This is a genomic window from Devosia sp. Micro-HW1 (assembly GCF_056341075.1).
In genome coordinates this window covers 1,097,549-1,110,938 of record NZ_CP094375.1, presented here as the reverse complement: position 1 = coordinate 1,110,938, position 13,390 = coordinate 1,097,549, and the positions used below count along the sequence as shown (strand labels likewise).

Annotated in this window: 13 protein-coding genes; 6 read left to right on the top strand and 7 right to left on the bottom strand. The window is 62.6% G+C overall.

The genetic code is table 11. From position 1 onward, the window contains the following. Positions 1-104 precede the first annotated feature (104 nt). Positions 105-1,097, bottom strand: a complete 993-nt coding sequence (gene araD1, locus MQW79_RS05130) for an AraD1 family protein (protein ID WP_476587216.1) — start codon at positions 1,095-1,097, stop codon at positions 105-107. Positions 1,098-1,375: 278 nt separating this feature from the next. Between araD1 and recA the strand changes: the two genes are divergently transcribed. The 3 genes from recA to alaS all read left to right on the top strand — a co-directional run bounded on the left by recA (position 1,376) and on the right by alaS (position 5,769). Further along, a complete protein-coding gene (gene recA / locus MQW79_RS05125) occupies positions 1,376-2,452 on the top strand; it encodes a recombinase RecA (RefSeq protein WP_476587215.1) in 1,077 nt (358 codons plus the stop codon). Between the two features lie 122 nt (positions 2,453-2,574). Beyond that, entirely contained in the window at positions 2,575-3,069 is a 495-nt protein-coding gene (locus MQW79_RS05120) for an endonuclease domain-containing protein (protein WP_476587214.1), read from the top strand. A 57-nt stretch (positions 3,070-3,126) separates the two neighbouring features. Next, positions 3,127-5,769, top strand: coding sequence for an alanine--tRNA ligase (gene alaS, locus MQW79_RS05115; RefSeq protein WP_476587212.1), 2,643 nt, complete (start codon positions 3,127-3,129; stop codon positions 5,767-5,769). Positions 5,770-5,836: 67 nt separating this feature from the next. On the opposite strand, the gene MQW79_RS05110 is transcribed toward alaS, so the two are convergent. The 6 genes from MQW79_RS05110 to MQW79_RS05085 form a co-directional block, all read right to left on the bottom strand. Beyond that, complete coding sequence (locus MQW79_RS05110) at positions 5,837-6,721, bottom strand: DMT family transporter (protein ID WP_476587211.1); 885 nt, start codon at positions 6,719-6,721, stop codon at positions 5,837-5,839. 74 nt (positions 6,722-6,795) lie between these two features. Next, positions 6,796-7,803, bottom strand: a complete 1,008-nt coding sequence (locus MQW79_RS05105; RefSeq protein ID WP_476587209.1) for a glycerophosphodiester phosphodiesterase family protein — start codon at positions 7,801-7,803, stop codon at positions 6,796-6,798. Positions 7,804-7,901: 98 nt separating this feature from the next. Further along, positions 7,902-8,636: a GIN domain-containing protein gene (locus MQW79_RS05100; protein ID WP_476587208.1), complete on the bottom strand. Its 735-nt coding sequence runs from the start codon at positions 8,634-8,636 to the stop codon at positions 7,902-7,904. 169 nt (positions 8,637-8,805) lie between these two features. Further along, positions 8,806-10,017: an NADP-dependent isocitrate dehydrogenase gene (locus tag MQW79_RS05095; RefSeq protein ID WP_476587207.1), complete on the bottom strand. Its 1,212-nt coding sequence runs from the start codon at positions 10,015-10,017 to the stop codon at positions 8,806-8,808. Positions 10,018-10,307: 290 nt separating this feature from the next. Continuing rightward, positions 10,308-10,637: a TfoX/Sxy family protein gene (locus MQW79_RS05090; protein ID WP_476588186.1), complete on the bottom strand. Its 330-nt coding sequence runs from the start codon at positions 10,635-10,637 to the stop codon at positions 10,308-10,310. 2 nt (positions 10,638-10,639) lie between these two features. Continuing rightward, positions 10,640-11,068 (bottom strand): GFA family protein, encoded by a 429-nt coding sequence (locus MQW79_RS05085; RefSeq protein WP_476587206.1) that lies wholly within the window; start codon positions 11,066-11,068, stop codon positions 10,640-10,642. 110 nt (positions 11,069-11,178) lie between these two features. Here MQW79_RS05085 and MQW79_RS05080 point away from each other — a divergent pair, with 110 nt between their 5' ends. From MQW79_RS05080 to MQW79_RS05070, 3 genes are all read left to right on the top strand, one after another. Next, a complete protein-coding gene (locus MQW79_RS05080) occupies positions 11,179-11,757 on the top strand; it encodes a GNAT family N-acetyltransferase (RefSeq protein ID WP_476587205.1) in 579 nt (192 codons plus the stop codon). 109 nt (positions 11,758-11,866) lie between these two features. Continuing rightward, positions 11,867-12,484, top strand: a complete 618-nt coding sequence (locus tag MQW79_RS05075) for a GNAT family N-acetyltransferase (protein ID WP_476587204.1) — start codon at positions 11,867-11,869, stop codon at positions 12,482-12,484. 36 nt (positions 12,485-12,520) lie between these two features. Then, complete coding sequence (locus MQW79_RS05070; RefSeq protein WP_476587203.1) at positions 12,521-13,336, top strand: RNA methyltransferase; 816 nt, start codon at positions 12,521-12,523, stop codon at positions 13,334-13,336. Positions 13,337-13,390 lie beyond the last annotated feature (54 nt).

Below are 13,390 nucleotides of genomic sequence, written 5' to 3'. Positions count from 1 at the left end.
CCGAGGGCCAGTTCGGGTGCCACGAAGGCAAGGCCCCCTGCCGTAATGCGAACGGCCCTCGGGTCAAACCCGAGGGCGGAATGGCGCAGGGGAGAGCCCCGGCATCAATATAGTCCCGAAATCACCACCGGCTTATCGGCTTCGACCTGCACAGGATTGCGCAGCGGCAGGCCGAACTGGCTCTCCTCGATTTCGAACGTGTCGCCCTGCCTGGTGGAGATTCCGTCGGCAAAGCTCAGGGTCGCGGTGCCGAACATGTGCACATGCACGTCGCCCGGCTGGCAGAACAAGTCATACTTGAAGTGGTGGTATTCGAGATTGGCGATGGTGTGGCTCATATTGTCCTCGCCCGATAGGAACGGCTTTTCCCACAGCACGGCGCCATCGCGGATGATGCGCGACTTGCCTTCGATATGGCGGGGCAGGTCGCCGACGCGCAGTTCCGGCCCGAAGGAACAGGCGCGCAGCTTCGAGTGAGCCAGGTAGAGATAGTTGATCCGCTCGGTGACGTGATCGGAAAATTCGTTGCCGAGCGCAAAACCGAGCCGGCGCGGCTGGCCGTTCTGGTCGATCACATAGATGCCGGCAATTTCCGGCTCCTCGCCAGCGTCGAGCGCAAAGGACGGCGAGGGGATGGGCTTGCCGGGATTGGCAACGATATGGCCATTGCCCTTGTAGAACCATTCGGGCTGCACGCCCTTTTCGCCGGCCTTGGGCTTGCCGTTCTCGAGGCCCATGCGGAACATCTTCATGCTGTCCGTCAGGTCTTCGGCCGGCTTGTCGTTCTTCTTGTGCATGGAATCGCGCGTGGCCGCGGACCCCAGATGGGTGAGGCCGGTGCCGGTGACATGCAGATGGGCTGGATCGGGATGGTCGATCGGGGTCAGCAGGCGCCCGTCGCGGGCGATTGCCGCCTTGTCGATGGCCTCGCCCAACCCCCGCGCCTCGATGGTGGCGGCAAGGCCAGTCTTGGCCGCCAGCGCGGACTGCACCAGCTCATAGACCGATCCCACGCCATTGACGCGGTGGGTCTGGCCGTCGCGCGTGACGCCGACGGCGCGGCTTCCCGTGTCGTCAAGAAACTGGATCAGGTGCATGGGGCAGTCCTCAGGGATGAAATTCGCCGCATAAAACTTGGCCCGGGGCCACCTGTCCAGTCAAAAATCATACTTTTTACTTCTGGCTGACGGGGCGACCAGAATCGCCCTATTCCCGGGAACGAGCACTGTCTTCCCTGTATGTGGCTTTGTTCTCATTTTGTCCCTTGACGGATATGAAACAAAATGAGAACAAATAAAGCACGGAACAAACACATCAGGCATTGGCCGCCTCTCGTTGCACCGCCTTCGAGAGCGTGAAATAAGGAGACAGCATTATGGCAGCTTCGCCGCTTCGCGTTGTTGAAGGTGGATCGATGGACAAGGACAAGGCTCTTGCAGCCGCGCTGAGCCAGATCGAGAGGAATTTCGGCAAGGGCTCGATCATGCGCCTTGGCGAGAATGCCGCGATCGAGGTCGAGGCCATTTCCACCGGCTCGCTGGGCCTCGACATTGCGCTCGGCATTGGCGGCCTGCCCAAGGGTCGTATCGTCGAAATCTTCGGGCCTGAATCCTCGGGCAAGACCACGCTGGCGCTGCATGTCATCGCAGAAGCCCAGCGCAAGGGCGGCATCTGCGCCTTTGTCGACGCCGAACACGCTCTTGATCCCGTCTATGCCCGCAAGCTCGGCGTCAATGTCGATGACCTCTTGATCTCCCAGCCGGATGCCGGTGAGCAGGCCCTCGAAATCACCGATACGCTGGTACGCTCTGGCGCCATCGACGTGCTGGTGGTCGACTCGGTCGCTGCGCTCACCCCGCGCGCCGAACTTGAAGGCGAAATGGGCGACAGCCTGCCGGGCCAGCAGGCGCGCCTCATGAGCCAGGCCATGCGCAAGCTGACCGGTTCGATTTCCAAGTCCAAGTGCCTGGTCATCTTCATCAACCAGATCCGCATGAAGATCGGCGTCATGTATGGCTCGCCGGAAACGACGACGGGCGGCAATGCGCTGAAATTCTACGCCTCGGTGCGCCTGGACATCCGCCGCATCGGTGCGCTCAAGGACCGCGAAGAGATCGTTGGCAACCAGACCCGCGTGAAGGTGGTCAAGAACAAGCTGGCGCCCCCGTTCCGCCAGGTCGAGTTCGACATCATGTATGGCGAGGGCATTTCCAAGACCGGCGAGCTGCTCGATCTCGGCGTCAAGTCCGGCATTGTCGAGAAGTCGGGCGCCTGGTTCTCCTGGGATAGCCAGCGCCTGGGGCAGGGCCGCGAGAATTCGCGCCAGTTCCTCAAGGACAATCCTGAAATCGCCGCCACTATCGAGCAGGGCGTGCGCGAAAGCTCGGGCCTGCTGGGCGAAGTCCTGCTGGTGGCCGGTGGCGAAGACGACGATAGCGGCAGCGACGAATAGTTCCTCCGCGATCCCATGCACTCACCCCCGCTCCGGCGGGGGTTTTTGTAACTATGCTTCGGAATTGCGTGTTCATCGCCTCCCTCCCCCTTGTGGGGAGGGATTGAGGGTGGGGGTAATTCATGAGTATTCAACGTTCACGCGAGTTGCGAAGGGCCATGCCGATCCCCGAGGCAAAGCTTTGGGTGGCGCTTCGCCAGTTGCGCCCCCGTCACCATTTCCGACGACAGGTTCAGATCGGTCCGTATTGTGCGGACTTTCTATGTCACTCGGCAAAGCTGGTCATAGAGGTCGACGGCGAGCCCCACTTCGTCCCTAGCGCTCAAGAGTATGATCGGTGCAGGGACCGGAGAATCGCGGCAGACGGTTTCCGGATTCTACGAATCCCTAATTCTGAAGTCATGCGTAACCTCGACGGTGTCATGGATGCTGTGCTTTTTGCCCTTGGCACCCCCACCCTTGATCCTCCCCACAAGGGGGAGGGAGACGATGAACACCAGCGTCTCGGTCTTTCGCTTGCCCCTCTGTTGCGGGGGAGAGCGCGGGTGTGGCAACTCCCTGCGCGCCCGAGCTTTGGACGTTTCTTGTGCTGGACACACGTCCTGCCGCCAAGCTAAAAAGCCCCGATTTTCCTAATGGGTGCACTCGCGCCCGCGCGCCATGAAAGCCTCTGCATGACCAGCGTTAACGACCTCCGTTCGAGCTTTACCGGCTATTTTGCCCGCAATGGCCACGAGGCCGTCGCGTCGAGCCCCCTGGTGCCGCGCAATGACCCGACGCTGATGTTCACCAATGCCGGCATGGTGCAGTTCAAGAACGTCTTTACCGGTGTCGAGAAGCGTCCCTATTCGACCGCCACCACGGCGCAGAAATGCGTCCGCGCCGGTGGCAAGCACAATGACCTCGACAATGTCGGATTCACCGCGCGCCACCACACCTTCTTCGAAATGCTGGGTAACTTCTCCTTCGGCGACTATTTCAAGGAACGGGCTATCGAGCTGGCCTGGAACCTGCTGACCAAGGATTGGGCTCTCCCCAAGGAGCGCCTCATGGTCACCGTCTACCAGGACGATGACGAGGCCATGGCGCTGTGGAAGAAGATTGCCGGCCTTTCCGAGGATCGCATTGTGCGGCTCGGCGCCAAGTCGAACTTCTGGCAGATGGGCGATACCGGCCCCTGCGGTCCGTGCTCGGAAATCTTCTACGACCATGGCGACAAGATCTGGGGCGGCCCTCCGGGTTCGCCTGATGAAGATGGCGACCGCTGGATCGAAATCTGGAACCTCGTCTTCATGCAGTTCGAACAGCATGCCGACGGTTCCCGGACCGGCCTGCCGCGTCCCTCCATCGATACGGGCATGGGGCTCGAGCGCATTGCCGCTGTGATGCAGGGCGTCCACGACAATTACGACATCGACCTGTTCAAGGCGCTGATCGGTGCGGCGGCCAATGCCACCAATGCCGATGTCAACGGCCCCGGCAATCGCAGCCTCCGCGTCATCGCTGATCACCTGCGCTCCATGAGCTTCCTCATTGCCGAAGGCGTGCTGCCCTCCAATGAAGGCCGCGGCTACGTACTACGCCGTATCATGCGCCGCGCCATGCGCCACGCCACCCTGCTTGGTGCCAATGAGCCGACCATCTACAAGCTGGTGCCGACCCTGGTGCGCGAGATGGGCCAGGCCTATCCGGAACTGAGCCGCGGCGAAGCCATGATTTCAGAGACCGTGCGTCTCGAAGAAGGTCGCTTTCTCAAGACGCTCGGCCGTGGCCTCCAGATCCTCGAGGCAGAAACCGCCAATCTGGGCGAGGGCGATACGCTGGCCGGCGCCACTGCCTTCAAGCTCTACGATACCTATGGTTTCCCGCTCGATCTGACGCAGGACGCGCTGCGGTCGCGCAACATTGCCGTCGACCAGGCCGGTTTCGACGCCGCCATGGCCCAGCAGAAGGCCGAGGCCCGCAAGAACTGGGCTGGTTCGGGCGAGGCTGCCACCGACACCGTCTGGTATGGCCTTGCCGACAAGCTTGGCCCGACCGAGTTCCTCGGCTACGAGACCGAGACGGCCGAAGGCGAGATCAAGGCGCTGCTGGTTGATGGCGCCGAAGTCGCTACCATCGAGGCAGGCCAGGACGGCATCGTCGTCGTCAACCAGACCCCGTTCTATGGCGAAAGCGGTGGCCAGGTCGGCGACACTGGCACCATCAAGGGCGAGGGCTTTGCCGCTGAAGTCGTCGATACCGGCAAGCATCACGGCGTCTTTGCCCACAAGGTCAAGGTCACCGAGGGCGCACTGAAAGTCGGTCAGGCCGTCGAGCTGGTGGTCGATCACGAGCGTCGCTCCGCCATTCGCTCCAACCACTCGGCCACCCATCTGCTGCACGAGGCCCTGCGCCTGGTGCTCGGCGATCACGTCGCGCAGAAGGGCTCCATGGTTTCGGCCGATCGGCTGCGCTTCGACTTCGTCCACACCAAGCCCATGACCCCGCAGGAAGTGGCTGAAGTGGAAGACATCGCCAATGCCATCATTCTCCAGAACACCCCCGTCGAAACCCGCCTGATGGGTGTCGAGGAAGCCAAGGAATCGGGTGCGCGCGCGCTGTTCGGTGAAAAATATGGCGATGAAGTGCGCGTCGTCTCCATGGGCGAACCCACGGGCAACGGTCTCGGCTGGTCTGTCGAACTCTGCGGCGGTACCCATGTGCGTCGCACTGGCGATATCGGCCTGGTCTCGATCGTCACCGAGACCGCTTCTGCCGCCGGCGTGCGCCGCATCGAGGCGCTGACCGGCACAGCCGCGCGCCACCGCGGCAATACCAACACCAACATCGTGGCCTCGGCCGCCGGGCTCCTCCGTTCGGGCACGCATGACGTGCTCGACCGTATCGAGGCCCTGCAGAACCAGCTCAAGAGCGCCGAAAAGGCCCTCAGCGATGCCCGGCAGAAGCTGGCACTCGGTGGCGGCGGCGAAGCCGGTCCCTCGAGCGAAACTGTCAATGGCACGACCTTTGTCGGCCGCGTGGTGGAAGGCGTCGCCGCACGGGACATCAAGTCGGTAGTGGATGCCGAGAAGAAGCGCATCGGCTCGGGCGTCGTCGTCATCGTGCTCAAGGGTGACGACGGCAAGGGCACCGTGGCCATCGGTGTCACCGATGATCTCACCGGCAAATATGCTGCCGGCACGCTGATCAAGTCTGCCACGGCGGCTCTGGGCGGGCAGGGCGGCGGCGGCCGTCCGGACATGGCGCAGGGCGGTGGGCCTGACGGGTCCAAGGGCGACGAGGCGATCGCCGCCATCAAGGCGCTGCTGGCCTAGTTCCAGTCCATTAGTCGATCAGGGCCACCCGGCAACGGGTGGCCCTTTTTGTTCGGGGGTGCGAAGTCTACTGTCCAATGCGGAAGAAGAAGATGCGCGGCTTCCAGCGGATCGGGGTCTTTTCGGTGAGGACATTGAGCAGGCCCGCCCCGACAACGACCAGCATGCCGACGACAGCGATCCAGTCGGGATATTCGTCGAAAAACAGCGCGCCAAAGAGGATGGCCCAGATCAGCTGGCTATATTGCACCGGAGCGATGAGGTTGGCCGGGGTTTGCCGGCTGGCCTGGATGAGCAGCAGACCTCCAATACCGCCCAGGATGCCGATGCCCAGCAGCACGGCGAGCTGGAAAGGAGTGGGAATGACGAAAGTCGGGGCCATGAGTATGCCATTGACCAGCGCCGAGTAGATGACCTGAAGGCCGACGAGGCTCACGCGCCTTTCCTTGGGTGCGACATGGCGGAGGATCGTGGTGGTGATGGCACCCATGACGGCGCCAAGCATCATCACGAGATGCCCGGTTTCGAGTTCGCGCAGGCCCGGCCGGATCACGAGGATAACGCCCATGAAGCTGATTAACAGCAGCATCCAGCGGTGCAGGGCGACATGCTCGCGCAGCACGAGGACGGAGAGCAGGGTGACGAACAGCGGCGTGGTGAAGCCGATGGCGTAGACCTCGGCGAAGAGAATATGGGTAAAGGCATACATGACACATGCCGTGCCGGTGATGGCCGTCAAGCAGCGCAAATGCACCAGCCAGGGATGCTGAAGCCTGTACATGTCGCGGAACCGCTCGCCGCGCTTGGTGAGCATGATCGGAATGATCGAGAAGCTGGTGGTGAAGAAGGCGATCTCGAACACCGACAGGGCCGGGCCGGTCGTCTTGATCAGGGCATCGGCAACAGAAAAGATGGCATAGGCCAGAAAGGCCAGGATGACGCCGACGGGCATCTCAAAAATCCAGTAATGCAAAAGGGATTCGTCAGGAGGAGGCGCTACCATACTAGCGCGTTCCGTCGCCGTCATCAGGGGACTGGCGGCAACGGCACTTCGGGGATGGCTTTCCAGGCGGGCCCGATGACTTCAATGCGGTTGGTCCAGACATAGCCATGGAAGTCCCGCGGCACCTGCGCGAGGGTTGCGACATCGTCGATGCCCGACGTGCCGGGGTCGCCGGCGCCATAGGGGCCGAGAAGGATGATCTCGCTGCCGGCATCGGCCATGCGCTGCTGGATCAGGTTGGGCCAGCCCCAGAGAAATGGCGCGATGTTGATGGGGATCATCACCTTGGTATCGCGGCAGGCCTCGGGCACATATCCACTCCACCCAAGACCCAGATACTGCGTCAGGCATTCGACAAGTCCGCGCCGCGACCAGACGTTGAGTCCGTCGATCTGCCCAGCGGCCTGATAGGTCGGCTCGTCCCCGCCATAGGCGCCCCATATGGCGTTGCGCCATTCGGGATGTGCCGTCACGAGGGCCGCCAGCATGTCCCCCTCGCGCGCCTCCCGGCTCTTGAAATTGATGAGAAAGCGCTGCTCGGGCAGGGCCGTCAGCACCTCCTGCAGTTCAGGCATCTCACCGGTATAGTGACCGCGGAACGGGAAGCTGGCGCCGCCATCGGCGGTATAGCCATAGCCGATGTCGAGCGCCCGCAACTCGTCCATGGAATGACTGCGCGTTTCGCCCGTGCCCTCGGTGCGGCAATCCACGGTCCAGTCGTGCATCACGGCAAACTGTCCGTCGGTGGTGGGATGCACGTCGAGCTCGACAATATCGGCGCCCGAGGCGAAGGCGGCCTGCATCGACGCAATGGTGTTTTCCTGCAAGGCATGGGTGGGCGGATGGATGCGCTCGGCCGTGCAGGTGTCGTTATCGAGGTTTTCGCGACTATAGGTCTGGTGCACGCCGCGATGGGCAATGAGCTGCACCGAAGCGTCGGGCTGCGGGCCAACGCGCCAGCCGGCGTTGAAGGCAAAAATGCCGCCGACCAGCGCGACGGCGACCAAGCCGACGATATAGCGCTTCCTCATGCCCCGAATCCCCCTGCTCCCCCGATCCATTCGCGGCCAAACTGGTCAGATCGGGGCGGAGTTGGCAAGGCGAAGGACGGTGGAGCGCGCTCCGCCGTTCAGTCGTCGAAGGCGATGTCGCCGCCGCTCGATGCGTCGAGGTCACGCTGGGTGGGATTGCCCGAAATGTCTATGTCTGCGCCGCTCGATGCCTGCGCCCGCACCGCCTCGCGCAGCGTGGCGTGGATATCGCTGCCGCTCGAAGCCTGCAGTTCGCCCCTCAGAGCCGCCAGGGCCTCGGCATCGATCTCCGAACCGCTCGAAGCATCGAAGCGGACATGATCGGCGCTGCCCGACACTTCCACATCCGAACCGCTTGATGCGTTGACTGTGAGATCCTCGATGGTCACGCCTTCGAGCGATACGCTGGAGCCCGAGGAGGCATCGAGGACGAGTGCCGGTCCACTGACCGCGCGGATGTCGACGCTGGCCCCCGAGGATACTGTTGCACGGGCGAGGGCCGGCAGGGTGATGTCGAGCGTCACGGCATTGCCGCTGTTGAACAGCATGCCCACGAGCCCGCCGCTGAGGATGAAATCGAGGAAGCTGGTCTCGAAGCGCGCCGTCAGCACGCCGCCTTCGATACTGAGGCGCAGGTTGTCCAGCGCATCGGAACTTGCCGAACGTGCGCGGATCGAAAATTGCCCGGCCTGCACCACGTTGGCGTCGATGCCGGTGGCGATGTCGATGCCGTCGAAGCCTGCGAGGTCGAAGGTTTTTTCCTGGGCCTCGGTCGTGGCCGTCAGGGCCATGCTGATCAGGCCCGCGGCAAATAGCGATCGGTTGGCTGGCATCGTCTTCTCCCTCTGGCGATGCTTGGCAGATGGGGCGCCGCTGGCCATGTTCAACCCGCCGCGACCGCAGATTTTTTTGCCTGTCCCGCTTGCTCCAGGGAAATCGGGACTGAAGGGCAATAAAAAAGCCGGGGCATTGCCCCGGCTTGATCAGTCAGTCCGGCCTGGCTTACGCCATGGCCTTCTGCAGGTTGGCGTCGACGGCGTCGAGGAAGCCCAGCGTGGTCAGCCACGGCTGATCGGGACCGACGAGAAGCGCCAGGTCCTTGGTCATCTTGCCTTCTTCAATCGTGTCGACGGTGACCTTTTCGAGCGTTTCGGCGAACTTGGCCAGCTCGGCATTGTTGTCGAGCTTGGCGCGGTGGGCGAGGCCACGGGTCCAGGCGAAGATCGACGCGGTCGAGTTGGTCGAGGTTTCCTTGCCCTGCTGGTGCTGGCGATAGTGACGGGTCACGGTGCCATGGGCAGCTTCGGCTTCCACGATCTTGCCATCGGGCGTGGCCAGAACCGAGGTCATGAGGCCAAGCGAACCGAAGCCCTGCGCCACGATGTCGGACTGCACGTCGCCGTCATAGTTCTTGCACGCCCAGACATAGCCGCCGGACCACTTGAGGGCCGAGGCCACCATGTCGTCGATCAGGCGGTGTTCGTACCAGATTTTCTTGGCTTCGAACTGGGCCTTGAATTCGGCGTCGTAGATTTCCTGGAAGATGTCCTTGAAGCGGCCGTCATAGGACTTGAGGATGGTGTTCTTGGTCGACAGATACACCGGCACGCCACGGGCGAGGCCATAGTTGAAGCTCGAATAGGCAAAGTCGCGGATCGAGTCGTCGAGGTTGTACATGGCCATGGCCACGCCCGAACCCGGCGCCTGGAACACTTCGTGCTCGATGACTTCGCCATCTTCGCCGGTGAACTTGATCGTCAGCGTGCCCTTGCCGGGGAAGCGGAAGTCCGTGGCGCGGTACTGGTCACCGAAGGCATGACGGCCGACGATGATCGGCTGGGTCCAGCCGGGGACGAGGCGCGGCACGTTCTTGCAGATGATGGGCTCGCGGAAGATCACGCCGCCCAGGATATTGCGGATCGTGCCATTGGGCGACTTCCACATTTTCTTGAGCTTGAATTCTTCGACGCGCTGCTCATCGGGGGTGATGGTGGCGCACTTGATGCCGACGCCATGCTTCTTGATGGCATTGGCTGCATCGACGGTCACCTGGTCGTTGGTGGCATCGCGATTTTCGACCGAGAGGTCGTAATATTCGATATCGAGATCGAGGTAGGGATGAATGAGCTTGTCCTTGATCGCCTGCCAGATGATCCGGGTCATCTCGTCGCCGTCGAGATCCACGACCGGGTTGGCGACCTTAATCTTGCTCATTGTTTTGCTCCCTTGAAATTGCGTACTCGGCCCAGGGCCAAGTTCGGTGGCCCGTATAGCATCGCCAGCGCAAACCGCAAAGACAGGCTCGGCAAGGGGCCTTGCCCGGATCGCTCGCAAAGGGCGAACGATGGCAATCGCGGGTCATTGAGAGGGCTCTTCGCCCCCAAAAGTTACCACCGGGCTTGTCTCGGTGGTCCATCCGTCAACGCGCTGGATTGCCGGGACAAGCCCGGCAATGACGAAGGAGAGTGCTCGGGAGCAAAACACCGAAGAAGGGCGATTGGCGCCTACTTCGCCGGCAGCGTCCGCACGAAGGCCCAGGCGCGGTCCACCCATTCGCCGAGACGCTCGTCATCCTCAACAGCGTCGCCGCTGACGAGCACAAAGCCGCCCATCGACTTGCCCGCCATGTCCATGATGCCGGCGCCCGGCTGGGCCAGCGCGTCATCCATGCCATCCTTGCCGACCCGCACCATCAGCGAGCCATCCTTGAGGGGGGCGACCAGAAAATTGCCATCCACCATGAAGGCGATCCCACCGAACATCCTTTTTTCGACGATGGATGCGCGGTGGGGTAGCGTGTTGCGAACGCGGTCGGCCAGTTCCTCGCGGGCCATGCTCACGACTGTTGCTCCGGGCGATAGGCGTCATGGTGGGGCATATGCGCCTCGATGAGATCCCACGCCATGTGGCTCCGGGCAAAGATCAGCTGATTGGGCGCGAACCAATCGTTCTGTCCGGCCAGGATGCCTGCCGGCACGATGCGGAAGGCCGGCGCCCGCGAGGACTCGGCGTAAACCGTCGTGCCGCATTCGGGGCAGAAATGGCGCGTGAACCGGGCGCCGGAAGCGGCCGGTCGCGCAAAGCTCTTGGTGGCGCCAGTCGCCTTGACGGCAGCGGCCGGGAGTAAAACAACGGAGGAATGCCCGCTGCCCGAAACCTTCTGGCAGTTTGTGCAGGCGCATTGAAACATCGAGATGGGGCGACCGGTGAGGGAAACCGTCATTGCGCCGCAATCGCAGCTTGCATTCAGGTCGAGATCTGGCATTGGGGTCTTGCTCATGGGGCGAGGCTGGCACGGGGCGGCCTCGCGGGCAAGCATGGCTTGCCAAGGTGCGGCACTAGCGCAAAAGTGCCGCCCTCCTTTCAGGAGTACTCATGACCCTGCGCCCTGATTTTCCGATTACGACTGCGCGGCTCAGCCTGCGACCGTTCACGCGTGGCGATGTCGATGCGGTCTATGAGTATCGCGGTCGCGACGATGTTGCTCGATACCTGTTCGATCCGCCGCTGAGCCGGGACGAATGTGCCATGGCGATCCAGCAACGCACTGCGCAAACTTGCATTGTCGAAGAGGGCGACCGCCTGGTCCTGGCAGTCGATCTTGGCGATGGCGGCCCTCTGGTAGGGGAGGTTTCGCTCATCTGGCGCTCGGTCGAAGCGCGTCAGGGCGAACTGGGCTGGATTTTCCATCCCGGCTTTCACGGCCACGGATATGCGACCGAAGCCACCAATGCCCTCCTGGATCTGGGTTTCGGTCCGCTCGATCTGCATCGCATTTTCGCGCGCTGCGACGCGCGAAACGAGCCTTCGTGGCGGCTGATGGAACGCCTGGGCATGCGGCGTGAGGCGCATTTCCGCGAACATGGCCTGTTCAAGGGCGGCTGGGACGAGGAATTCTACTATGCCATGCTGCGTGACGAATGGCTCAGCCTGCGCAATTCCACAGAGTCGTAAGCCTCTCGTTTTCCTCAGTGTTTTTGGGAAGATATTTCCTATCTTCAGCCGGAACTTCGCCGGTGGTCCCACCGTTTGGCCTCCAGTCTTGGGGACCTGGAGAGAGATCATGTCGACGCTGCAATTGCCTCTGGAAACCGATCATCTGGTCCTTCGTCCGATCGAACGTGGCGATGTGGATGCGGTGGCGCGCTATCATACGCTGCCTTCAGTGCAACGCTATGTCGAACGACCGACCCGCTATGCCGAGGATGTGGCGGCGGCAGTGTCGGTCATGCGCTCGCAGATTGTGCTGCACCGCCCCGGCGACACGCTGACCCTGGCCATTGTGCGCAAGGGCGATCGTGTGCTGGTCGGGCAGGTGAGCCTCAAGTGGTCGAACGCGTCGGCCGGTCAGGGTGAACTGCGCTTCGCCATCGACCCGGCCGAAAGCGGCAAGGGCTACCTGACCGAGGCACTCACGGCGCTGATTGACCTGGCCTTCGATCATTTCCGTATCCATCGGCTGATGGTTCGCTGCGACGGGCGCAGCCACCATTCGGTCAAACTGATGCAGAAGCTCGGCCTGCGTCTGGAGGCTCACTACCGGGAGCACGCGCTGTTCCAGGGCGAGTGGGACGAGGAACTGCATTTCGCCATTCTCGATCGCGAATGGCGGCCGAGCGCCAAGGTGGTGGATTTCCGGCCGCGCAGCGCAGCCCCCGATTTGCCCCGCGCGGCCATTTGAGCTATGCCGCCGCGGTTCTTCTAAGGATCGCGGCACATGGCAGGCACTGACAGTTCACAACCCGTATCGCTGGCACCCACGCCGGCGATAATCCTTTGTGAGCCCCAACTGGGTGAAAACATCGGCTCGGCCGCGCGCGCCATGGCCAATTTCGGCCTATGGGACCTGCGCCTGGTGCGTCCGCGCGACGGCTGGCCGAATGAAAAGGCCATTGCCGCGGCCTCCCGCGCCGATCACGTGCTTGAGCGTGTCCGCGTCTTCGAAACCCTTGAAGAGGCCATTGCCGACCTGACCCTGGTCTATGCCACGACGGCTAGGTCGCGCGACATGCAGAAGGAAGTGCTGGGACCCGAGGAGGCCTCGCTCAACATGGCCGGTCACATTGCCGGCGGCCAGAAGGCGGGCCTGTTGTTCGGCCGCGAGCGCTGGGGTTTGCTCAATGACGAAGTGGCCATGGCCGACGCCATCGTGACCCTGCCGGTTGAGGCCGCCTTTGCCTCGCTCAACATCGCCCAGGCCGTTTTGCTCATGTCGTATGAATGGCGGCGCACCAGCGAAACGGGCAGGGCGCTGCCTTTCTCCGATGGTCTTGACGAAGCCGCGCCGCGCAACGAATTGGTCGGCCTCTTCGAGCATCTCGAAGGCGTGCTCGACCAGACCGGCTTTTTCACGACACCCGACAAGAAGCCGAGCATGGTCAATAACCTGCGCACCGCGCTCACCCGCGGCCGCTTCACCAGCCAGGAAATCCGCACCCTGCGCGGTGTCATCTCCTCCATCGACCGGCGGCATGAGCGTCCGAACCCGAACCGGCAGAAGAAGGCGGAGAAGGACGTGGGAACGGAGAAGTAGTACCCACCGTCGACCTACCCACTGTTCCGTCCTCGGGCTTGACCCGAGGACCAT